Source organism: Streptomyces sp. NPDC054796 (assembly GCF_053611545.1).
In genome coordinates this window covers 1-21,057 of the sequence record NZ_JBSHAO010000092.1, presented here as the reverse complement: position 1 = coordinate 21,057, position 21,057 = coordinate 1, and the positions used below count along the sequence as shown (strand labels likewise).

The 21,057-nt window shown below is 71.4% G+C and carries 24 protein-coding genes and 1 rRNA gene; 16 read left to right on the top strand and 9 right to left on the bottom strand.

Features of this window, described 5'->3' with window-relative positions; all coding sequences use genetic code 11:
- From rrf to ACWGJ2_RS38265, 8 genes are all read left to right on the top strand, one after another.
- Positions 1-95 (top strand): 5S ribosomal RNA (gene rrf / locus ACWGJ2_RS38300); the annotation flags it as partial.
- A gap of 102 nt (positions 96-197) precedes the next feature.
- Positions 198-854 (top strand): HAD family hydrolase, encoded by a 657-nt coding sequence (locus ACWGJ2_RS38295; protein ID WP_453351009.1) that lies wholly within the window; start codon positions 198-200, stop codon positions 852-854.
- A 23-nt stretch (positions 855-877) separates the two neighbouring features.
- Complete coding sequence (locus ACWGJ2_RS38290) at positions 878-2,056, top strand: acetoin utilization protein AcuC (RefSeq protein ID WP_453351008.1); 1,179 nt, start codon at positions 878-880, stop codon at positions 2,054-2,056.
- A gap of 265 nt (positions 2,057-2,321) precedes the next feature.
- Positions 2,322-3,137, top strand: a complete 816-nt coding sequence (locus ACWGJ2_RS38285; protein WP_453351010.1) for a phosphatase — start codon at positions 2,322-2,324, stop codon at positions 3,135-3,137.
- A gap of 128 nt (positions 3,138-3,265) precedes the next feature.
- Positions 3,266-3,475: a helix-turn-helix domain-containing protein gene (locus tag ACWGJ2_RS38280; protein WP_158677109.1), complete on the top strand. Its 210-nt coding sequence runs from the start codon at positions 3,266-3,268 to the stop codon at positions 3,473-3,475.
- Between the two features lie 148 nt (positions 3,476-3,623).
- On the top strand, positions 3,624-3,770 hold the full coding sequence (locus tag ACWGJ2_RS38275) for a 30S ribosomal protein bS22 (protein ID WP_453351007.1): 147 nt from the start codon (positions 3,624-3,626) through the stop codon (positions 3,768-3,770).
- A 266-nt stretch (positions 3,771-4,036) separates the two neighbouring features.
- Positions 4,037-5,122, top strand: coding sequence for an NAD-dependent epimerase/dehydratase family protein (locus ACWGJ2_RS38270; protein WP_453351006.1), 1,086 nt, complete (start codon positions 4,037-4,039; stop codon positions 5,120-5,122).
- Complete coding sequence (locus tag ACWGJ2_RS38265) at positions 5,115-6,401, top strand: lysophospholipid acyltransferase family protein (protein ID WP_453351005.1); 1,287 nt, start codon at positions 5,115-5,117, stop codon at positions 6,399-6,401. The genes ACWGJ2_RS38270 and ACWGJ2_RS38265 overlap by 8 nt, the downstream gene beginning before the upstream one ends.
- Before the next feature lie 69 nt (positions 6,402-6,470).
- On the opposite strand, the gene ACWGJ2_RS38260 is transcribed toward ACWGJ2_RS38265, so the two are convergent.
- From ACWGJ2_RS38260 to ACWGJ2_RS38250, 3 genes are all read right to left on the bottom strand, one after another.
- Complete coding sequence (locus ACWGJ2_RS38260) at positions 6,471-7,763, bottom strand: DUF5667 domain-containing protein (RefSeq protein WP_453351004.1); 1,293 nt, start codon at positions 7,761-7,763, stop codon at positions 6,471-6,473.
- A 204-nt stretch (positions 7,764-7,967) separates the two neighbouring features.
- Positions 7,968-8,810, bottom strand: a complete 843-nt coding sequence (locus ACWGJ2_RS38255) for an ECF subfamily RNA polymerase sigma factor, BldN family (protein ID WP_453351003.1) — start codon at positions 8,808-8,810, stop codon at positions 7,968-7,970.
- A 593-nt stretch (positions 8,811-9,403) separates the two neighbouring features.
- Positions 9,404-10,390, bottom strand: coding sequence for an HAD family hydrolase (locus tag ACWGJ2_RS38250; RefSeq protein WP_453351002.1), 987 nt, complete (start codon positions 10,388-10,390; stop codon positions 9,404-9,406).
- A 67-nt stretch (positions 10,391-10,457) separates the two neighbouring features.
- Between ACWGJ2_RS38250 and ACWGJ2_RS38245 the strand changes: the two genes are divergently transcribed.
- The 6 genes from ACWGJ2_RS38245 to hemB all read left to right on the top strand — a co-directional run bounded on the left by ACWGJ2_RS38245 (position 10,458) and on the right by hemB (position 16,980).
- Positions 10,458-10,694, top strand: coding sequence for a glutaredoxin family protein (locus ACWGJ2_RS38245; protein ID WP_453351001.1), 237 nt, complete (start codon positions 10,458-10,460; stop codon positions 10,692-10,694).
- 324 nt (positions 10,695-11,018) lie between these two features.
- A complete protein-coding gene (locus tag ACWGJ2_RS38240; protein ID WP_453351000.1) occupies positions 11,019-11,903 on the top strand; it encodes a redox-sensing transcriptional repressor Rex in 885 nt (294 codons plus the stop codon).
- Between the two features lie 79 nt (positions 11,904-11,982).
- The gene (locus tag ACWGJ2_RS38235) at positions 11,983-13,347 is read left to right on the top strand and encodes a glutamyl-tRNA reductase (RefSeq protein WP_453350999.1); all 1,365 of its coding nucleotides are present in this window, start codon (positions 11,983-11,985) and stop codon (positions 13,345-13,347) included.
- Complete coding sequence (hemC, locus tag ACWGJ2_RS38230) at positions 13,344-14,324, top strand: hydroxymethylbilane synthase (RefSeq protein ID WP_453350998.1); 981 nt, start codon at positions 13,344-13,346, stop codon at positions 14,322-14,324. The genes ACWGJ2_RS38235 and hemC overlap by 4 nt, the downstream gene beginning before the upstream one ends.
- Positions 14,321-15,994, top strand: a complete 1,674-nt coding sequence (locus ACWGJ2_RS38225) for a uroporphyrinogen-III synthase (protein WP_453350997.1) — start codon at positions 14,321-14,323, stop codon at positions 15,992-15,994. Before hemC ends, ACWGJ2_RS38225 begins: the two co-directional genes overlap by 4 nt.
- Entirely contained in the window at positions 15,991-16,980 is a 990-nt protein-coding gene (gene hemB, locus ACWGJ2_RS38220; RefSeq protein WP_453350996.1) for a porphobilinogen synthase, read from the top strand. The genes ACWGJ2_RS38225 and hemB overlap by 4 nt, the downstream gene beginning before the upstream one ends.
- 98 nt (positions 16,981-17,078) lie before the next feature.
- Here the strand turns inward: hemB and ACWGJ2_RS38215 are convergent, their stop codons facing one another.
- From ACWGJ2_RS38215 to ACWGJ2_RS38195, 5 genes are all read right to left on the bottom strand, one after another.
- The gene (locus ACWGJ2_RS38215; protein WP_453350995.1) at positions 17,079-17,456 is read right to left on the bottom strand and encodes a hypothetical protein; all 378 of its coding nucleotides are present in this window, start codon (positions 17,454-17,456) and stop codon (positions 17,079-17,081) included.
- Entirely contained in the window at positions 17,453-18,112 is a 660-nt protein-coding gene (locus ACWGJ2_RS38210; protein WP_453350994.1) for an RNA polymerase sigma factor, read from the bottom strand. The genes ACWGJ2_RS38215 and ACWGJ2_RS38210 overlap by 4 nt, the downstream gene beginning before the upstream one ends.
- A gap of 88 nt (positions 18,113-18,200) precedes the next feature.
- Positions 18,201-18,539: a hypothetical protein gene (locus ACWGJ2_RS38205; RefSeq protein WP_453350993.1), complete on the bottom strand. Its 339-nt coding sequence runs from the start codon at positions 18,537-18,539 to the stop codon at positions 18,201-18,203.
- A 114-nt stretch (positions 18,540-18,653) separates the two neighbouring features.
- Positions 18,654-18,824, bottom strand: a complete 171-nt coding sequence (locus tag ACWGJ2_RS38200) for a hypothetical protein (protein WP_453350992.1) — start codon at positions 18,822-18,824, stop codon at positions 18,654-18,656.
- Entirely contained in the window at positions 18,824-18,967 is a 144-nt protein-coding gene (locus ACWGJ2_RS38195) for a hypothetical protein (protein ID WP_453350991.1), read from the bottom strand. Before ACWGJ2_RS38195 ends, ACWGJ2_RS38200 begins: the two co-directional genes overlap by 1 nt.
- A gap of 315 nt (positions 18,968-19,282) precedes the next feature.
- Here ACWGJ2_RS38195 and ACWGJ2_RS38190 point away from each other — a divergent pair, with 315 nt between their 5' ends.
- Positions 19,283-20,104, top strand: a complete 822-nt coding sequence (locus ACWGJ2_RS38190; protein ID WP_453350990.1) for a helix-turn-helix domain-containing protein — start codon at positions 19,283-19,285, stop codon at positions 20,102-20,104.
- Positions 20,101-20,301: a DUF397 domain-containing protein gene (locus tag ACWGJ2_RS38185; RefSeq protein WP_453350989.1), complete on the top strand. Its 201-nt coding sequence runs from the start codon at positions 20,101-20,103 to the stop codon at positions 20,299-20,301. The genes ACWGJ2_RS38190 and ACWGJ2_RS38185 overlap by 4 nt, the downstream gene beginning before the upstream one ends.
- Positions 20,302-20,314: 13 nt before the next feature.
- Here the strand turns inward: ACWGJ2_RS38185 and ACWGJ2_RS38180 are convergent, their stop codons facing one another.
- On the bottom strand, positions 20,315-20,965 hold the full coding sequence (locus tag ACWGJ2_RS38180) for a nucleoside/nucleotide kinase family protein (protein ID WP_453350988.1): 651 nt from the start codon (positions 20,963-20,965) through the stop codon (positions 20,315-20,317).
- Between the last annotated feature and the right edge of the window lie 92 nt (positions 20,966-21,057).

Genomic DNA, 21,057 nt, shown 5'->3' with positions numbered 1-21,057 from the left:
AAACGCCCGGTTACTTTCCGAACCCGGAAGCTAAGCCTTTCAGCGCCGATGGTACTGCATGCGGGAGCGTGTGGGAGAGTAGGACGCCGCCGAACAATTTTTAGAGGCCCCTGGTCCCAGTGTTCAGACACTGAGGCCAGGGGCTTTTTGCATGCCCGAAAACAATTCCTCCACTCCAGGGCACGTAGGCTGGCCGAATGCGTTATGACGTGGTCATCTTCGACAACGACGGAGTCCTGGTCGACAGCGAGCCGCTGTCCAACCGCATTCTCGCGGGCTACCTCACCGAACTGGGGCACCCCACCTCGTACGAGGACTCCCTCCGCGACTACATGGGCGCGGCCGTGCACCGTGTCCACGACCTCGTCAGGGAACGCTCCGGAAAGCAGCTCCCCGAGGACTTCGACGAGGTCTTCCATCGCCGGGTCTTCGACGCGTTCCGACGCGAGCTGGCGCCCGTGCCGGGCATCGGCGACGTCCTCGTAGAGCTGGCGGCTCAGGGCGTGCCGTACTGCGTCGCGTCGTCGGGGAGTCACGAGCGGATCCGCGTCGCGCTGCGCACGACCGGGCTCTACGACCACTTCGGCGAGGAGCGCATCTTCAGCTCCCAGGACGTCGGCCGTGGGAAACCGGCGCCCGATCTGTTCCTGCACGCCGCCGAGCGGATGGGAGTGCCGCCGGCGCGGTGCGCCGTCGTCGAGGACAGCGTGCTCGGAGTGCGGGCAGCCGTCGCGGCCGGGATGGACGTGTACGGGTACGCGGCGATGACGCCGAAGGAGAAGCTGGCCGAGGCGACCGCACTGTTCACGGATCCCGCGCAGTTGCCGGGGCTCATGGGGCTGCTGCCGCGCTGATCGGGGCCGGTACGGTGGCCTGCATGAGCGGCGGCGCACAGTTGATGTGGGACGAGGCAGTCACCGGCTACGACTTCGGTTCCGGGCATCCGATGGACCCGGTCCGGCTCGCGTTGACGATGCGGCTGGTGGAGGCCCTGGGCCTGGAGCGCGAGGCAGGGCTGAAGGTGGTCTCGGCGCGGGCCGCGGGCGACTCGACACTGCGGCTCGTGCACCGGCAGGACTACATCGACGCCGTACGCCGCGTATCCGCCGACCCCGGCTCCGCCGACGGTTCCTACGGGCTCGGCACCACGGACGACCCCGCGTTCGCCGGGATGCACGAGGCGTCGGCGCTGATCGCCGGCCAGTCCGTGGGCGGCGCGGAAGCCGTGTGGCGGGGGGACGTGGCGCACGCGGTGAACTTCACCGGTGGGCTGCATCACGCGATGCCCGGCGCCGCCTCCGGTTTCTGCGTCTACAACGACGCGTCCCTCGCCATCGCGCGGCTCCTGGAGCTGGGCGTCGAGCGCGTCGCGTACGTGGACGTGGACGTGCACCACGGGGACGGCGTGCAGGCGGCGTTCTGGGACGATCCGCGCGTGCTGACGATCTCGCTGCACGAGCACCCCCGCGTTCTCTTCCCCGGCACGGGCTGGTCGGAGGAGACCGGGGGCGACGGTGCCGAGGGGAGCGCCGTGAACGTCGCGCTGCCGCCCGGTACCGGGGACGGGGGCTGGCTGCGGGCGCTGCACGCGGTGGTGCCCGAGCTGCTCGACGCGTTCGCGCCGCAGGTCCTGGTCACCCAGCACGGCGCCGACACCCACTTCGAGGACCCCCTCGCGCACCTCGCCGTCAGCGTCGACGCGCAGCGCGTCGCCGCCGCGGCCTGCCACGACTGGGCGCACCGGTACGCGGACGGCCGGTGGGTGGCGCTGGGCGGCGGCGGTTACGCGGTGGTCGACGTCGTGCCGCGCACCTGGACCCACCTGGTGTCGATCGCGGCGGGCGCGCCCGTGGCACCGGAGACGGAGGTGCCGGAGGCGTGGCGGCGGATGGTGTACGCGCGGACGGGGAGCAACGTCGCGCCGATGCGGATGACGGACGGGCGGGAGCCCGAGTGGCGGGGCTGGGAGCAGGGGTACGACCCGGCCGACGCGCTGGACCAGGCCGTAAGGGCGGCCCGGAACGCGGTCTTTCCGGCACACGGGCTGCTGCCGTAGGCACGGAACGGGCGCGGAACAGACGGGGAGCATGTGCGAAACAGGGCCGGACCGGCCCCAGGCAGGCGCGTCGGCCCGGCCGTGAGCCGTGGGTGTGCTTCCGCGCGCCTCGACCTGGCCGGTACCGTACGGCGTTTCTGTACAACGCCGCCGTGCGACGGTGCCTTTCGACGGTTCCCGAGGAGCGGCCCCGACAAGGGTTCGGGGAGTGACAGCCGCCGCGTTGGCGCCGTCGCGGGGGCGTGCGGGGGCAACCATGGGCGGCGTGTTGAGTGTTGGCGCCCTGCGCGCGCATCTGCTGGCCGCGCATCTCGCGGGGCCGATCGCGACGACCCGTGAGAAGAGCCTCCAGCGGTACCGGATGTTCGCGGCCCGGGACCCTCGTGCCCTGATCGGCCTGGAGCCCGAAGGGGAGTGGAGCGTCCCCGAGTTGGTCGCGCTCATGGCAAGTCAGTGCGGGGTCTCGGGTGATCCCGCTACTGTTACCGGGCAGGACAGAATCGACCCCAACCGCACCATCGCGGCCCTCGACGCCTTCGCGGAACGGGTCAGGTGCGCTGCTGAGCGGCGGGTTCCGGTGCTGTTCGGGACCGGGCACCCTGATCGACTCCTGGGCTTCTACGCCACATTGGCCTCAGCGCTCTCGGCGGCAGGCTGTCCTGTTCTAGGACCCGCGCAGGGGCAACGTATCGACATAACGACCCGATTCGGGGTACGCGCGTACAACCTCTCTTACGTACGGGGAGTCGCGTTGGTCCACGAGGAGGGCGCTCGCCCGGACCCCGGTGCGCCGGGCGCACACACCCACTCCCCCCTCCCTCTTCGGGCGGCTCTGGCGGCTGCCGTAGTGGAGGGCAAGCCCCTGCCGGAGCTGGTCATCGGGGACCACGGTTGGGTCTGCGCGGCAGGTCAGCTCGGTATCGAGGCGATGGGGCTCGCGGATACGGACGATCCGGCGCTCTTCGTCGGACAGGCGGAGGGGCGGGTGTCCGTGGCCGTTCCGCTTGATGACGCTGTGCGGTCCGATTACTACCGCCCGCTTACTCGCTATGTACTCAATCGAGCGTGTCTGTCACAGTAGGAGGCCGATCGCTACTCCTCTTCCCCACTTGCATCACCCGCCCCTAATCTGGGGAGGAGCGCGCATGCGAGCAGGAGTCACCGGAGGGGAAGCCGGTGCCCGACATGTGCGGAAGGTTCAGGTGTGACATGGCTGCTGGCAAGGGACCTCTGAATGAGGTCAACTTTCTGACCGTGGCGGAAGTCGCCTCGGTGATGCGAGTGTCCAAGATGACCGTGTACCGGCTGGTGCACAGCGGTCATCTGCCGGCGATCCGGGTGGGGAGGTCCTTCCGGGTCCCAGAGCAGGCCGTCCATGAATATCTCCAAGAGTCCTATGTGGGGGTAGAGACCGCCTGATCGACCAGCACTCCGGTACTGGTCGTGCACGGTCCGACCGAGTATGAGCCCCGCGGCGACCCTCGGATTACGAGCTTCACCCGGTGACAGGTAGGCTGAACCCATGTAGGTCGTGTGGGCTCGGACGCCCCGCACCGAGTGATTCGAAATGAGTTCTCCCCGCGCCAGTGGGGTTGATCCGTTAGCGAGGGTTGTCGTGGGCTCTGTTATCAAGAAGCGGCGTAAGCGGATGGCTAAGAAGAAGCACCGCAAGCTCCTCAAGCGCACGCGAGTTCAGCGTCGCAACAAGAAGTGAGCGAGCGCCTCACACGCTGCTGACCGCCGCCTTTTCTCCGTATCGCGCACACCGCGCGGGCCGGGGGAAGGGCGGCGGTTCTGTTTGTGGGCGGCTTTTGCGTGTGTGCGGCGACATCGCGAGTTGGGCAGTCGTCACAGCCCGCAGCGCGTGGTCATCACAGCGCAATCTCCACCGGATACGGTGACCCTGGGAACACGCGTTCCGGGGGCGGTCGCGGGCGTTCCCGGTTCGGACCCCGAGGGTGCATCCGTCAGGGAGGGATCTTGGGCAAGGTCGTGCTCGTCACCGGAGTGGCCCGGCAACTGGGCGGCCGTTTCGTGCGCCGTATCCAGCGGGAGCCCGACGTCGACCGGGTCATCGGCGTCGACGCGCTGCCGCCCGCGCACCATCTCGGCGGGGCCGACTTCGTCCGGGCCGACATCCGGCAGCCCGCCATCGCCAAGGTCCTCGGCGAGTACGCGGTGGACACCGTCGTCCATATGGACATCCACGGCACCCCGCTGGCGGCGCGGGGCGGCAGCCGTACGTCGGTCAAGGAGACCAACGTCATCGGCACGATGCAGTTGCTCGGCGCCTGCCAGAAGTCGCCCTCGGTGAGCCGCCTCGTGGTGCAGTCCACGACGAGCGTGTACGGCGGCGCGCCACGCGATCCGGCGATCTTCGACGAGAACACCCCGCCCAAGTCGCTGCCCAGCGGCGGCTTCGCGAAGGACGCGGTGGAGGCCGAGGGGTATGTGCGGGGCTTCGCCCGGCGCCGCCCTGACGTGTCGGTGACGGTGCTGCGCTTCGCGCACATCCTGGGGGCCTCGGTTGACTCGCCCCTCGCGGGGTACTTCGCACTGCCCGTCCTGCCGACGGTGCTCGGCTACGACCCCCGGTTGCAGTTCGTCCACGAGGACGACGCGATCGAGGTGCTGCGGCTGGCGGCGGAGGAGCCGAGGCAGGGAACGCTGAACGCGGGTACCTTCAATGTCGCGGGGGACGGGGTGCTGCTGCTGTCCCAGTGCGCGCGTCGGCTGGGGCGGCCCACGCTGCCGCTGCTGTTGCCCGCGATCAGGTGGGGGAGGTCCGCTTTGCGTTCCGTGGGAGCTACGGATTTCTCGCCCGAGCAGATACGGCTGCTGACCCATGGCAGGGTCGTGCGGACGACACTGATGCGCGAAAGCCTGGGCTTCGAGCCGCGGTACACCACGGCGGAGACGCTCGCGGCCTTCGCCCAGAGCAGAGGAGCGGGGCTGCTGCCGCCCGCAGCGCTCGCCCGTACCGTCGACCGGTTCGCCTCGGCGCTGTCGCAGGCCGGTGGCGCGGAGCCGCACGAGAAGCCCGAGGAGGTCCGCCAGCATGGCTGATGCGAAGGTCATCCCCTTCGACGACGACCGGGACCGTGGTGAACGCGGCGACCGTCCACGCGGCGGGCGGAGCAGTGGCAGCGGCAGGGCGACCGCTTCCCGCCGTCGCAAGGCCGCCGCTGCCAACGCCGCCGCTTCCGCAGCCGAGCAGTCGGCGCCGCTCGCCCCGCCCCTGTCGGCGGTGCCGGGGCAGCAGCAGGCGGGGGACCGGGTGGGGGTCAACGGGCAGGCGGGGCAGGTGGGGCACGCAGGTCGCGGCGGCCGGGGAGCGGCCGGGGCCGACGAGGGCGACGGGGGCGAAGAGGGCCATCCGCACCCGGCCGAGGACACGGGGACCGGCCCGTCCGGCTCTGGCTCCGCTTCCGACTCCGCTTCCGCCGCGGACGACGCGCGGGAGGCGGCCGGGCCGGGCCCCGGGCTCGTCGACAGGGTGCTCGGCGCGGGCTGGGACCGTAAGGCGGCGCAGGGGCTCGCGTTCCTGCGGCGGCGGATCACGGGCGAGTACGAGGTCGACGATTTCGGCTACGACCAGGATCTGACCGACCAGGTGCTGATGTCGGTGCTGCGGCCCGTCTACGAGAAATACTTCCGCGTCGAGGTCAGGGGCGTCGAGAACATACCCGACGAGGGCGGCGCGCTGATCGTCTCCAACCACTCGGGGACGCTGCCCCTCGACGGGCTGATGCTCCAGGTCGCCGTGCACGACAACCATCCGGCGAACCGGCATCTGCGGCTGCTGGCCGCGGACCTGGTGTTCATGCTGCCGGTGGTGAACGAGCTGGCCAGGAAGGCGGGTCACACGCTGGCCTGCGCCGAGGACGCGGAGAAGCTGCTGGAGCGGGGCGAGGTCGTGGGGGTGATGCCCGAGGGGTTCAAGGGCATCGGCAAGCCCTTCGCCGACCGCTACAAGCTCCAGCGCTTCGGGCGGGGCGGGTTCGTCTCGACGGCGCTGCGGACGAAGGCGCCGATCGTGCCGTGCTCGATCGTCGGGGCGGAGGAGATCTACCCCATGATCGGCAACGCGGGCACGCTGGCGCGGGTGCTGGGCTTCCCGTACTTCCCGATCACGCCGACCTTCCCCTGGCTGGGGCCGCTGGGTGCGCTGCCGCTGCCGACGAAGTGGACGATCCAGTTCGGCGAACCGATCGCGACGGACGACTATCCGCCGGGCTCCGCCGACGATCCGATGCTGATGTTCAACCTCACGGATCAGGTGAGAGAAACCATTCAGCACACGCTCTACAAGCTGCTGGTGCAGCGCCGCTCGGTCTTCTTCTGACGGAAACGGGAAACGGCCGCCCGGCGGGTGCCGTGCGGCCGTCCTCCGTCGTCGTCCGTCGCGTGCGGGCTACTCCCCGCCCTTCGACAGGTCGTTGAGCCCGGGAAGTACCTCGGGAACGATCGGCGGGAGCGTGATGTCCGTGTCCGGGAGGCCGGGCTCCGAGGAGTCCTTCTTGCCCGGCCGGGACGGCTCGTCCCGCTGCTGCGGCTTCTTCGACGGATCGAGGATGCCGCCTCCGCCGAGGAGCCCGTCGTCCCGCGACTCCGAGCCGGAGGGGGAGGGCTTCTCCTGGCCGCCGCCCGTGCGCCCGTCCGTGCCCTCCGAGGCTGAGGGGGTGGGACGGGGCGAGGACCCGCCGTCCTCCGTGCGTTCCGGCGCTTCCGAGCGGCGCTCCTGGGAGGCGCCTTCGGGGGAGCCGCGGAACAGCCGCTCCAGCGGGCCGACGTCACTGTCTATGGCGTCGAAGACCGAACTCACCTCATCGCCCACGTCCCTGAGCTGCACGGGGAGCCGGTCCCTGAGCTGGGACCACGTCGCGCGGTGGCTCTTGGAGAACGAGGAGAGCGACTGCATGGGGCTGATGTCGCCGTCCCGTTCGTACACGGCGCTCAGCAGCTTGTGGCCCTCCGTCGCGTCGTGCCGCATGCCCGCGAGGGCCTTGCGTACTTCGCCGAGCGATTCGTGGTCCAGCTCGCCCGAGCGGCGACGCTCCAGGAGGCGCCGCGCCTCCTGCAACCGGGTCGAGGCGTGGTCCAGATAGACCTTGCCCCGGTCCGTGTCGCCGCCGGTGACATCGGTGACATCGAGCTTGAGGTCCTCCATGCCCCGTTTGAGGCCGTAGAGGGAGTCACCGGGGAGGGCGTCCGAACTCGCCGCCGCGACCCCGCCGAGGGCGCCGGCCGCCACCCCGACTCCCAGGCCGCCCGCCGTGAGGCCCTTGGCGAGCCGTGACCTGGGGCGGAGCTTGCCCAGCGGACCGAGTCCCGTGGCACGGTGCGTGCCTTTTCCCGAGCGCGGTCCGCGCTGCTCGGGGAGCCGGCCGCTGCCCGCGGCCGAGCCGCCTTCGGCGAAGACGGTCTCCATGGCGGCGATGAGCCGCGCACGCTGCACGGTCTTGACCTCTGGGTCCAACTCGGGTTGGGGCAGGGCCCCGAGCCCGTCCGCCAGGGCGAGCAGCAGCATGTCCTCGGGACTGCCGCCCGCCATGGCAACGCGCTCGGGCGGACGCTCGGGCGGAGCGGCCCCCGTGACTCCGTCGCCCGCCGTCTGGTCGGCCGCCGTGGCCTCGTCGAGCAACTGCTCGTCCAGGGCCTGGGCGAAGGCGTTTGCCCGTCGGCTCGCCGATACGGATCCGATCACGGGCGGCACCTCCTCTCGTCAGCACGGTCGACTCCCCACCGCACAGGAAAGGTTGCGTGACACACCCGGGTCCACCCGATCGAGTGAAGGAGACGGTGCGCGTCACGCCTGTGGGAAGCCTGCAATCCCCACAACGAGCGGAAAGCCAGTCGGGTTACGGAGTCACGATGATGTGACCGCGGGCGCACGTGCCGTCACCTGCGGTTATCGTGCGTCGTCCGGCAGCAGACGGGCCAGGGTGCGCACGGCGCGGTACTGGAGGGTCTTGATCGCGCCCTCGTTCTTGCCCATCACGCGGGCCGTCTCCGCGACCGAGAGGCCCTGGAGAAATCGGAGCGTGACGCACTCCTGCTGTTGGGGGTTGAGTTTGCGTACGGCCTCCAGCAGGGCGGCGTTGGAGAGGGACTCCAGGACGGAGTCCTCGGGGCTGCGTTCGACCTCGTTCGCGTCGAGCATCTCCCCGGTGGTCACTTCGAGGCGGAAGCGGCTCGACTTGAAGTGGTCGGCGACGAGGTTGCGCGCGATGGTGACCAGCCAGGCGCCGAAATCGCGGCCCTGCCAGGTGAACGTGCCGATCCTGCGCAGGGCGCGCAGGAAGGTCTCGCTGGTGAGGTCCTCGGCGGTCGCCCGGCCGCCGACGCGGTAGTAGATGTAGCGGTAGACGGTGTCGCTGTACTGGTCGTAGAGGCGCCCGAAGGCTTCGGACTCGCCGTCCTGGGCGCGTTCGACGAGGTCCATCATGCGGCGGCTGTCGGTGTCCGAAGCCGCGGGGCGACGCGCTGTGGAGGTGCCGGAGGCTCCGCCGCGTGACCGTCTCCTGACGGCCGCGGTGGTGGTGGTCGCGGTGGAGTTCGCGGCGCCCGTGGCGGCGTTGGTGGCGCGGTCGGCCAAGGCGTAGCAGGGGGGTGCGGGGACAGGTGCGGCTGCGGCGAGGGCAGGGACGGCGTACGCGGTGGGGACGAATGTGCGCAACTGGCCGACAGCTGTGTCGACCGTGTTGCGCAGCGTAGCCAGGCCCGAGGCGTCAACCCCGACGTGTGGGTACACGGGACTCCCAGAGGCAGAGCTTCCATCACGTGCAGTGCGGGACCGTTCGCCCGGTGTAGGGACGTGAGGGTTCCGGATTGCGTCTGAGGAGAATAACGCTTCGTACAGGCAGCACTACACCTAGTTGCTGAAATCGTCGATTCGGTTTGGTCTGGTCCGTATTGGCAGTCGAGCGCATATCGAACGAGAGCCTTGTTTTGATCGGTATTGAGTCCGGGCTTGTCGCCTGACTGATCTTTTGTGCCCGAGCGGGCACCGGGCGACTGGCGCGCCCTGCGCGGGGGTAAGACTGCTGAATTGCCCGTTCGCGCAGGCGTGGCCCGGGTCGTGGCGGGGCCGCGAGGGGCTGTGCGGGGGCGCGGGAGCGCTGTCGCCGAGGGTGCCGGGCAGGTCGGGCCGACGGGCGCCGCGAGGGCGCGTCGGGGCCGACTCGTAAGCCGGTATGTGCGGCCGGTTACGGCACGGCGGGATCACGGGCGGTCACGGGGGATCAGCGACGGTCAGGAGGGAAACGGCCGTGGCCGGGGAGAGAGGGTGCGCGGCGCCGGGGCACGTGGGTCGAGCCGGTCACCCCGCCGCGTCGCGGCCCCGGCTCAGCGGCGGCGGCGCTGGATCGCCACCGCCGCGGCGGCGCCGCCCGCCACCGCGCCGACCCCCGCGGCCGCGGGGATGCCGACCTTGGCCGCCTTGCGCCCCGTGCGGTAGTCGCGCAGGCGCCAGCCCATCTCGCGGGCGTGCTCGTGCAGCCGGCTGTCCGGGTTGATCGCGTACGGGTGGCCGACGAGCGAGAGCATCGGGATGTCGTTCGCCGAGTCGCTGTAGGCGGCGCAGCGCGTCAGGTCCAGGCCCTCGCCCGCCGCGAGGGCGCGTACGGCCTCCGCCTTGGCCGGGCCGTGCAGGGGTTCGCCGACGAGCCTGCCGGTGTAGACGCCGCCCACGGACTCGGCCACGGTACCGAGGGCTCCGGTGAGGCCGAGGCGGCGGGCGATGATCGTCGCCGTCTCGACGGGGGCCGCCGTGACGAGCCAGACCTTCTGGCCCGCGTCGAGGTGGGCCTGCGCGAGGGCGCGGGTGCCGGGCCAGATGCGGCTGGCCATGTACTCGTCGTAGATCTCTTCGCCGATGGCCATCAGCTCGGAGACGCGGTGGCCCTTGACGATGGAGAGTGCGCTGGAGCGGACGTCCTCCATGTGGCCCGCGTTCTCGGTGCCCGCCATTCGGAAGTACGCCTGCTGCCAGGCGAAGCGGGCGAGTTCGCGTTTGCGGAAGAACTTCCGCTTGTAGAGGCCGCGGCCGAAGTGGAAGAGCGCGGCGCCCTGCATGACGGTGTTGTCGAGGTCGAAGAAGGCCGCGGCGTGGGTGTCGCCCGCGACGGGGAACTCCGGCTCCGCCGGGCCTTCCGCCGTGCCCTCGTCCGCGCTCCGTGCCGCCGCCTCGCGGGCCAGTTCCTTCTGCTGCTCCAGCTCCTGCTGGCGGGCCGCCTCGGCGGCGGCCTCGCCCGCGAGCACGCTCCGTGCGGTGGCGGCGCGACGGCGCCGGGTGAGCCAGGAGGGCAGGGGAAGGGACATGCGATCGAGCATAGTCAGTCCGCGCGTGGGGTCCGTTACGGGCGGATGTCCGGGACGTGCCTGGCGGCAGAATGGCCGTATGAAGACTGTCACGCTGATCGGAAAGCCCGGCTGCCATCTGTGCGACGTCGCGCGGGACGTCGTCGTGCGCGTCTGCGCGGAGACCGGGGCCTCCTGGGAGGAGAGGGACATCAACCAGGACCAGGAGCTGTACAGGAAGTATTGGGAGCAGATCCCGGTTGTACTCGTGGACGGCGCGCAGCACGACTTCTGGCGGGTGGACCCCCAGCGGCTGCGGAAGGCGATCGAGGGCTGACCGAGGGTCGCGGCGACGGCTCCCGCAGGGCCCTTCGGGCGCCTGACGTGGCACGACGTGGTGGTGCGCGGCGTCGTCCGTGCGTTCAGGGCCCGGTCCGGATTCGACTACCATCGAGGTCGTTTTGCCGTCCGGGGGCGTATACGTGAGGAGTGTGGCCGCGTGTCCCCCTTGGTGCGTGTGGCGCCGGTCACGTTGACCGGACAAAGCGGACACCATCTTTGTGCACGCGTTCACAAAGGCATAGCCTGGGCGCGACGGAGCGGTCCGGGCGCGCGCCTCGCGCATGACCGCTCACCGCTTCGCGCAACCGGCAGGAGCACCGTGGCAACTGGCCGAAATCACCGACCGGCGACGACGAGTCGCAGCCGAGGCATCCCCGAGGCCACCGTCGCCCGTCTTCCGCTGTACCTGCGGGCGCTCACGGCGCTCTCCGAGCGTTCGGTGCCCACGGTCTCGTCCGAGGAACTGGCGACGGCGGCGGGGGTCAATTCGGCGAAGTTGCGCAAGGACTTCTCGTACCTGGGCTCCTACGGGACGCGTGGTGTCGGCTACGACGTCGAGTACCTCGTCTACCAGATCTCACGCGAGCTGGGCCTGACCCAGGACTGGCCCGTCGTCATCGTCGGTATCGGTAACCTCGGCGCCGCGCTGGCCAACTACGGGGGCTTCGCCTCACGCGGGTTCCGGGTGGCCGCGCTGATAGACGCCGACCCCGGGCTGGCGGGCAAGCCGGTCGCGGGCATCGCGGTCCAGCACACGGACGAGCTGGAAAAGATCATCTCGGACAACGGCGTCTCCATCGGAGTGATCGCCACCCCGGCCGGCGCTGCCCAGCAGGTGTGCGACCGCCTCGTCGCCGCCGGGATCACCTCCATCCTCAACTTCGCGCCCACCGTGCTCTCCGTGCCCGAGGGGGTGGACGTGCGCAAGGTGGACCTCTCCATAGAGCTTCAGATCCTCGCCTTCCACGAGCAGCGCAAGGCGGGCGAGGAGGCCCCCGAGGAGGAGACGGCGCCGCCCGCGGCACCGCCCGCCGCGGCCGTCACCAAGCGCGCCGAGAAGCGTGCCGAGACCGCCGAACGTGCCGAGACCGCCGAAGCCACGGGCACCGGCAAGCGCGCCGGGTCCGCCGACGCAGACAAGCGTGCCGACAAGCGCACCGAGTCCGGTCCTGACGGGGACGTCCCCGCCGTGATGCCGGCATGAGCGAGCGGAGCGAGCGAATCGTGGAAGGGCGCGCCCCTGCCGCGGGCGAGGGCTGTCCCGCGCCGATCGGAGGCCGGGCATGAGTCTGCTCGTCGTCGGACTGAGCCACCGCAGCGCTCCCGTCAGCGTGCTGGAACGTGCCGCCTTGGCGCCGCAGACGCGCGGCAAGCTGCTCCAGGACGCCGTGAGCGCCGAGCCCGCGGCCGAGGCCGTCGTGCTGTCCACGTGCAACCGCATCGAGCTGTACGCCGACGTGGACAAGTTCCACGCCGGTGTCGCCGAGCTGTCCACGCTGCTGGCGCAGCACAGCGGCGTCGGCCTGGAGGAACTGACCCCGTACCTCTACGTCCACTACGAGGACCGGGCCGTCCACCACCTGTTCTCGGTGGCCTGCGGCCTGGACTCGATGGTCGTCGGCGAGGGGCAGATCCTCGGCCAGATCAAGGACGCGCTCGCCGTCGGCCAGGGCCGGCACACGGCGGGGCGGCTGCTCAACGAGCTGTTCCAGCAGGCGCTGCGCGTCGGGAAGCGCGCGCACGCCGAGACGGGCATCGACAAGGCGGGCCAGTCGCTGGTCACCTTCGGCCTGGAGCAGCTGGCAGCCGGGGTGCCCGTCGAGCAGTGGGTGCGCGGCAAGCGCGCGCTGGTCATCGGCGCGGGCTCCATGTCCTCCCTCGCGGCCACCACGCTCGCGCGGGCCGGTGTCGCCGAACTGGTGATCGCCAACCGGACCCTGGACAGGGCCCAGCGCCTCGCCGCGAGCCTCGGGGCCGGCGGCACGGGCGGGCTCTCGGAGTCGCGGGCCCTGCCGATCGACGGGGTCCTCGCGGAGCTGCCGCGCGCCGACATCGTCGTGTCCTGCACGGGCGCGACGGGCCTGGTGCTGACGGCCGACGACATCAGAACCGCGCTCGCGCAGCGGCAGCCTGACCCCGCGAAGGGCCGCGCCGGAGCCGAGCGGATCGCGCTGCTCGACCTCGCGATGCCCCGGGACATCGACGCCGCGACGCACCGCGTCGAGGGCGCCAGGCTCGTCGACATCGAGTCGCTCGCCGAGGCGTCGGCCGACGCGCCCATGGCCGCCGACGTCGACGCGGTGCGCGGCATCGTCAGCGAGGAGGTCGCCGCCTTCGGCGCGGCCCAGCGCGCCGCGACGATCACCCCCACCGTCGTCGCCCTGCGCACCATGGCCGCCGATGTCGTCGCCAGCGAGATGGCCCGCCTGGAGGGGCGGCTCCACGGGCTGGACGACAAGCAGCGCGCCGAGATCACGCAGACCGTGCGCCGTGTCGTCGACAAGCTCCTCCACGCGCCGACCGTGCGCGTCAAGCAACTCGCGGGGGAGCCCGGCGGCGCCGGGTACGCGGACGCGCTGCGCGAACTCTTCGACCTCGACCCGCAGGCGGTCGCCGCTGTCAGCAAGCCGGAACAGGAGCGGCAATGAGCAATACGCAAGTCCAGTCACTGAGGCTGGGCACCCGCCGCAGCAAACTCGCCATGGCCCAGTCGGGAATCGTGGCCGAGCAGGTGCGCCAGCTCACCGGGCGCCCCGTCGAGCTGGTCGAGATCACCACGTACGGGGACACCAGCAAGGAGCACCTCGCCCAGATCGGCGGCACCGGTGTCTTCGTGTCCGCGCTGCGCGACGCTCTGCTGAGCGGTGAGATCGACTTCGCGGTGCACTCCCTCAAGGACCTGCCCACCGCGCAGCCCGACGACCTGACCCTGGCCGCCGTGCCGGAGCGCGAGGACTCGCGCGACGCGCTGGTGGCCCGCGACGGTCTGGATTTCGAAGGTCTGGCCCGCTCTTCGGAGCGCGTCGCGCGCGTCGGCACGGGCTCCCCGCGCCGCATGGCGCAGCTCAACGCCTGGGCGCGCTCGTTGGGCGTCGAGGTCGAGACGGTTCCGATCAGGGGGAATATAGACACGCGTATCGGGTACGTGCGCTCAGGCGAGCTCGACGCTGTCGTGCTCGCCGCAGCCGGGATGCGACGCATCGGCCGCCTCGACGAGGCCACCGAGCTGATGACCCCGGACGCGGTTCTTCCCGCCCCCGGCCAGGGGGCGCTGGCCGTCGAGTGTGCCGCGGCCAACGCGCACCTGGCCGCCCAGCTCGCCGAGCTCGACGACCCGTACACGCGGGTCGCCGTCACGGCCGAGCGAACCCTGCTCTCCGCTTTGGAGGCCGGCTGTAGCGCCCCTGTGGGCGCGCTGGCCGACCTGCTTGTCGAGGGGCAGGTTGTCACCGAAATGCGCCTGCGTGGCGTCGTCGGCACGACCGACGGCTCGACGCTGGTGCAGCTGTCCACCACCGGTTCCGTACCGGCGTCCGCCGACGAGGCAGTGGCCCTGGGCCGCGAACTCGCCGACGAGATGCTCGCCAAGGGTGCGGCCGGTCTGATGGGGGAGCGAGCACTTTGAGCCCCACCGCCGCCCACAAGCCGAGCACGCCGAGAACACAGCACCTCTACGGTGCGCATGGGCACGTCACCTTCCTGGGTGCCGGGCCAGGAGACCCGGGTCTGCTGACACTGCGCGCCGTCGAGGCGCTGTCGCAGGCCGAGGTGCTCGTCGCCGACCCACAGGTGTACGACGTGGTGCGTACCCACGCGCGGGCAGGCGTGGACACACCGCTCCAGGCGCATGCCGACGAAGGCTCAACTGGCCCTGTCGCCGCTGGCGTTGGGGGAGATCTTGCCATGGCCGCCGCGCGGTCGGGCAAGCGGGTCGTCCGTGCGGTACTGGGGGACCCGGGCCTGGACGCGGAGGCGGCTCGCGAGATGCTGAGCTGCGCCGCCGAGGGCATCACCTTCGAGGTCGTGCCGGGTGTCGCCGCCGCCGTCGGCGTGCCCGCATACGCCGGTGTGCCGCTGCGGGACGCGCAGGGCACCGACGTGCGCTTCATCGACGCCGCCGGCGCCGACGAGCGGTGCTGGACCGAGGTCGGCGCCAGCGACGCGACCGTCGTGGTGTCCACCACGCTGGACGCGGTCGGCTCCGTCGCCGGTGAACTGGTGGCGGGGGGCCGCAAGCCGGACACCCCGCTGACGGTGACGGCGGCGGGCACCACCACCAGGCAGCGCACCTGGAGCGCCACCCTGGGCACCATCGCGCAGACGCTCAAGTCGGCGAAGGTGCTGCCGAGCGCCGACGGGGGCCAGCCCGTCATAGCCGTGGTCGGCGAGCGCAGCGCGCCGGCGCAGCGGGACCAGTTGGCCTGGTTCGAGTCCAAGCCGCTGTTCGGCTGGAACGTTTTGGTGCCGCGCACCAAGGAACAGGCCGCGTCGCTCTCCGACCAGCTCCGCTCCTACGGCGCCGTACCGGCCGAGGTGCCCACTATCGCCGTCGAACCGCCGCGCACCCCGCAGCAGATGGAGCGCGCGGTCAAGGGCCTGGTCACCGGGCGCTACGAGTGGATCGCCTTCACCTCCGTGAACGCGGTCAAGGCCGTGCGCGAGAAGTTCGAGGAGTACGGGCTCGACGCGCGCGCCTTCGCGGGGATCAAGGTCGCAGCCGTGGGCGAGCAGACCGCCAAGGCGCTGATCGCCTTCGGCGTGAAGCCGGACCTGGTGCCCAGCGGCGAGCAGTCGGCCGCGGGGCTGCTGGAGGACTGGCCGCCCTACGACCCGGTCTTCGACCCGATCGACCGCGTCTTCCTGCCGCGCGCCGACATCGCCACCGAGACGCTGGTGGCCGGGCTCATCGAGCTGGGCTGGGAGGTGGACGACGTGACGGCGTACCGTACGGTGCGCGCCTCGCCGCCGCCCGCCGAGACCCGCGAGGCCATCAAGGGCGGCGGCTTCGACGCGGTCCTGTTCACCTCGTCCTCGACGGTGCGGAACCTGGTCGGTATCGCGGGCAAGCCGCACAACGTGACGGTCATCGCCTGTATCGGCCCCGCCACCGCCAAGACGGCCGAGGAGCACGGGCTGCGCGTCGACGTCATGTCGCCCGAGCCTTCCGTGCACAAGCTCGCCGAGGCGCTGGCGGACTACGGCGCCCAGCGCCGTGCCGATGCCGTGGAGGCGGGTGACCCGGTGAAGCGGCCGAGCGAGAAGCGCCCGGCCAGGAGGAGGGCACGGACATCGTGAGCACGTACGGCAGCTTCCCGGGGGCGCGCCCGCGCCGCCTCCGCACCACCCCGGCGATGCGCCGGATGGTCGCGGAGAACCGGGTGCATCCGGCGGACCTGATCCTGCCCGCTTTCGTGCGGGACGGGATCGTCGAGCCGGTGGAGATCTCGTCCATGCCGGGGGTCGTCCAGCACACCCGGGACACGCTGAAGAAGGCCGCGGCGGAGGCCGTCGCGGCCGGGGTCGGCGGGATCATGCTGTTCGGCGTCCCGAGGGACGAGGACAAGGACGCGATCGGCTCCTGCGGCACCGACCCGGACGGCATCCTCCAGGTGGCGCTGCGCGACGTGCGCGCCGAGGTCGGCGACGACCTGGTGGTCATGTCCGACCTGTGCCTCGACGAGTTCACCGACCACGGCCACTGCGGCGTCCTGGACGCGGACGGCCGCGTCGACAACGACGCGACGCTGGAACGGTACGCCGACATGGCCCGCGTCCAGGCCGAGGCGGGCGCCCACATGCTGGGCCCCAGCGGCATGATGGACGGCCAGATCGGCCACGTCCGCCGCGCGCTGGACGCCTCCGGGCACGTGGACGTGTCGCTGTTCGCGTACACAGCGAAGTACAGCTCGGCGTTCTACGGGCCGTTCCGCGAGGCGGTCGGCTCGTCGCTCCAGGGTGACCGCAAGACGTACCAGCAGGACCCGGCCAACGGCCGCGAGGCCCTGCGCGAACTGGCCCTCGATCTGGAGGAGGGCGCCGACATGATCATGGTCAAGCCGGGCCTGCCCTACCTGGACGTGCTGCGGGACGTGGCGGAGGCCGCTGACGTGCCGGTGGGCGCGTACCAGATCTCCGGTGAGTACGCGATGGTCGAGGCCGCAGCGGAGAAGGGCTGGATCGACCGCGACGCCGCGATGATGGAAACGCTGACGGGCTTCAAGCGGGCCGGGGCGAGCACGATCCTCACCTACTGGGCGACGGAGGCCGCGCGCCGCCTCTGACACCTCGCGCCGTGTCGTGGCGATCCGCCCCTGTCCGGGGCCCGGGATTCCGGGTTCGGGCGGGGGCGGTTCGCGTTCACCGTTCGGGGGCCTGGCGGTCAGTCGGGCGCGGGCGAGGGTGACGACACGTCCGACTGCGTCGGCGACGACGGTGGCGACGGTGACGGCGACGACGGCCGGGTGGTCCTCTCGTGCGGGTGCGCCGGTTCGACGGGGGCTTCCCCGCCCTGCCGTTCGACCCAGCCCAGGGCCAGCAGGACGCCTGCCAGGGCCGCCGCGAGCGCGAGCAGGGTCAGCGCGGTCGCACGGATGGGGAAACGCCTGGCCACCTGCTCGGACGGCGGGGCCGCGCGCCGCAGGGAATCAGGGCCGACCGTGCGCGCCCGTGCGTCCAGCGCGTCGCGCAGCCGTTCTTCGAGCAGTTCCTGCCGGGGACCGGGATCGGGACCGGGACCGTGCCCGTCCTTCGGGGTCATCGGGAACCTCCCAACTGCCTGCTCAGTGCGTCCAGCGCCCGGCTGGCGGTGGACTTGACCGCGCCGCGCGAGAGATCGAGCGTGGTGGCGATCTGGGCCTCGGTGAGGTGGGACCAGTAGCGCAGCACGAGCACCTCGCGCTGGCGCCGGGTGAGCCGCCTGAGCGCTTCGAGCACTTCGCGGTGTTCCTCGCGCAGCAGGACGTGCTCGTCGACGGGCGGGACGTGGCCTTCGCGCTCGGGTATGTGCGCGCGGGCCGTTCTGCGGCGGCGCAGCACGGAACGGGAGCGGTTCACCACGCTCGTCCGCAGGTACGCCTCCGGGTCGTCCACGCCTTTCAGGTGGGCGCCGTGTCTGCGGAAGAGCGCCGCGAAGGCGTCCTGCACGACGTCCTCGGCGGTCGGCAGATCGTCGACGAGGAACAGCGCGAGACGGACGAGGTCCAGGCGGCGGTGGTGGTAGAGGTCGTCGATCACGGGGGCGGGCTCGCCCGGCGTGGAGAGGGGCGCGGTCGGCACGGGGACGGCCGGCTGCCGGACCCCGGGCGGCGGTTGCCCCGTACGGGCCAGGAGCCCGCGCAGCAGGCGCCCCCACCCACGGCGCAGTGCGCCGGTGGCGGGGAAGGCGGGGACGACCGGATACGTCGCTGTCCTCATGGCTCTCCTGGACGCGGGGCGTGAGGGCCGCCGGGTGATCAGCCCGGCGGCCTTCCTGCGGCTTGCGGCTACTGCCTGCGCTGCGGCATCACTTCGCAGCCGGGCGAGCGGTGTCCGGGACCGGGGCGGGGGTCGGTGCTTCGTGCTCGCCCTTGCCAGGCGGGGCCGGGGCCGGGGTCGGCTCCTCGTCCCCGCCCTTCGCGGGAGCAGGAGTCGGCGCCCTGCGCTCGCTCTTGCCGGGGGCCGCGGACGGGCCCTTGTCGGGCGCCGTCTGCTCGGCCGGAGCGGAACCGGACTTGGCCGGGGCCGGGGCCGGGGTGGGATCGGTGGTGGCGGCGTGTGCCAACGTGCCACCGCCCAGGGCGAGAGCCGCGATGGCCGCCACCGCGCCCAGGGCCTTGCGGATGGAGACATGACGCAGGGACATGTGGTGCTCGATTCGTGGTCGGGGTCGGCTGGATCGAACGAAGGCGCCTTCACCCCGACAGACGTCCGGGCCCCGGGGAGGTTGCGGGTCGCCGCGATGTTTTCACGGGCACCTTCACCCGGGGTCGGCGACGTCGCCACCCCGGCAGCGCGGGCAGCGGCAGGGCGGGTAGCCGATGCTCAGGGGGAGCGGGGTCGTGTTGCGGGGGCCGATGACCGTGACGTCGCGCAGGAGACGGGTGCGGGTGCCGTCCGTGCGGACGCGGTAGACCTTGATCGTCAGCATTACCGGCCGCCTCCCACGGGCACGCCGTGAATGAGCCACGGGCCCACGTCCACCCCGTCGAGCGCGAGAGCCAGCGCGGTGCGGCGTTCGCGCTGCGCCTGCGCTGTCTCGTACGCGACGTAGTACGGGCGGACGAGCGCCAAGGCGCGGCCGTCGAGCGGCGGGCCCCAGTGTGGGTCGCGACGCAGCGCCGGGGGTGGGTGCGGAGGCTCGAAGGCGCACAGGACGAGCCGCCGTCGTACGGGGCGGGGATGACTCGGTGGGTGGGCCCGTACGCGGCTCCATAGCGCTCGAAGTGTGCGTCGCACGACTGATGTTGGCATGGCGAACGCCCTCGCTTCTCCCGAAACCCCCTGCGACAAGGGGTGATGACCTGGTGTACTCAGAGCCTCACGGTGTGCGAGTGGGCCGCGCCAGGGGTGTGGCGTTGTCTGCGCGAGAGACAACAGGAGGGCGTGATGGGGGAACGGCCGAGTGCGGACGAGGAGTCGGCGCGGGGCACGCTCGCGCGGACGTTGCGGATGCTGCGGGAGCGCGCCGGGAAGTCACTGGGCCAGCTCGCGGAGGACACCTCGTACGACAAGAGCTACCTGAGCCGCCTGGAGTCCGGGGAGCGGTTGTCGAAGCGGCAGGTGATGGTCGATCTTGACGCGTATTTCAAGACCGAGGATCTGTTGGCCGGGCTGTGGAAGCTGGCGCAGCAGGACACATTTGTCGATCAGTTCAAGGCGTTCATGCGGTATGAGGCGAGCGCGGTCGTCATGTACAAGTACGTGCTGGCTGTCCCCGGGCTGTTGCAGACAGAGGACTATGCCCGTGAGGTGCTCTCATCGATTCCGGGTCCGGTGGACGAGGAGGCCGTCGAGGCGCAAGTAGCTGCTCGGATGGGTCGTCAGGAACTGTTGCGGCGCGACCCTCCCCCGACCGTCCGGGTAATCCTGGACGAAAGCGCGCTGCGACGCGCGACGGTGGAAATCGAGGTCTGGCGTGCTCAGTTGGCCCATCTCGTCGCTGCCGCGCAGACACGGCCGATGGTGCTTCAGGTGCTGCCTTTCTCTGCCGGAGTTCACCACCTCATGAACGGACACATGTCGGTACTGTGGCAATCGGACGGGAGTTCTGTTGTCTACCTCGAAGGCAACAGGTTCGGCGAACTGATTGAAGATCCAGAGGAGGGAACCTTCTATCGGCTCGCCTACGATCAACTGCGCGACCGGGCGCTGTCGCCACCGGAATCGGTGAAGTTTGTCGAGCGCGTCCTGAAAGGGCTTTCAGCATGAATCGGATCATCGACCTCAGCGCTGTGACGTGGCGTAAGTCCACCTACAGCAACGGTGGCGACGTGAACTGCGTGGAGGTCGCCGACGGCTTCCCCGGTGTCGTTCCCGTACGGGACAGCAAGCGCCCGGAGGGGCCCGCACTCGTCATACCCGCCGCCTCGTGGGCGGCGTTCGTCGCGGGCGTGCGGGGCGCGTAGCGCGGCCCCGCTGTCAGCGTGGCGCCTCGCCGGGCGCGAACTCGACCACCAGGTCGGCCCGTTCGCGGCCCGGTGCGACCAGCCGTGCGTTCGTCTCGTCGGAGCGCAGGACCCAGCGTTCGGCCTCGGGCGGCGTCTTGCCGAACTCCACGTGGCGGGCGATGAGGCGGCGTACCCGTTCGGCGTCGTCCAGGGCGACCCACCAGCAGGCGTCGAGCAGGGCGTGGGCCGTGCGCCAGGGGCCCGCGTCGCCGTCGTCCAGCAGGAGGTAGTTGCCCTCGGTCACGACGAGGGGGACCTCGGGCGGTACGGGGATGCTGCCCGCGACGGGCTGTTCCAGCTCGCGCTCGAACGCGGGCGCGTACACCGTCTCGTCCGGCCGCCGCTCCCGGAGCCGACGCAGCAGCGCCGCGTAGCCGTACGGGTCGAAGGTGTCCGGGGCGCCCTTGCGGTCCGCGCGGCCGAGGCGGCGCAGTTCGGTGTCGGCGAGGTGGAAGCCGTCCATGGGGACCAGGGCGGCGCGGTCCGGGCCGAGCGCGTCCACCAGGTGGGCGGCGAGGGTGGACTTGCCCGCGCCGGGCGGCCCGGCGATGCCGAGGACGCGGCGGGGGCCGCCGGGGACGGCCAGGCGCCCGGCGCGGGTCACGAGTTCGTGCGGGGTCATGGGGGCCTTCGGTTCGGACGAGGGGAGGGGGGGGGGGGGGCGGGGCCCGGGCAGGGGGGGGCGCCGGCCTGGCCGGGGCGGCCTGTCGGACC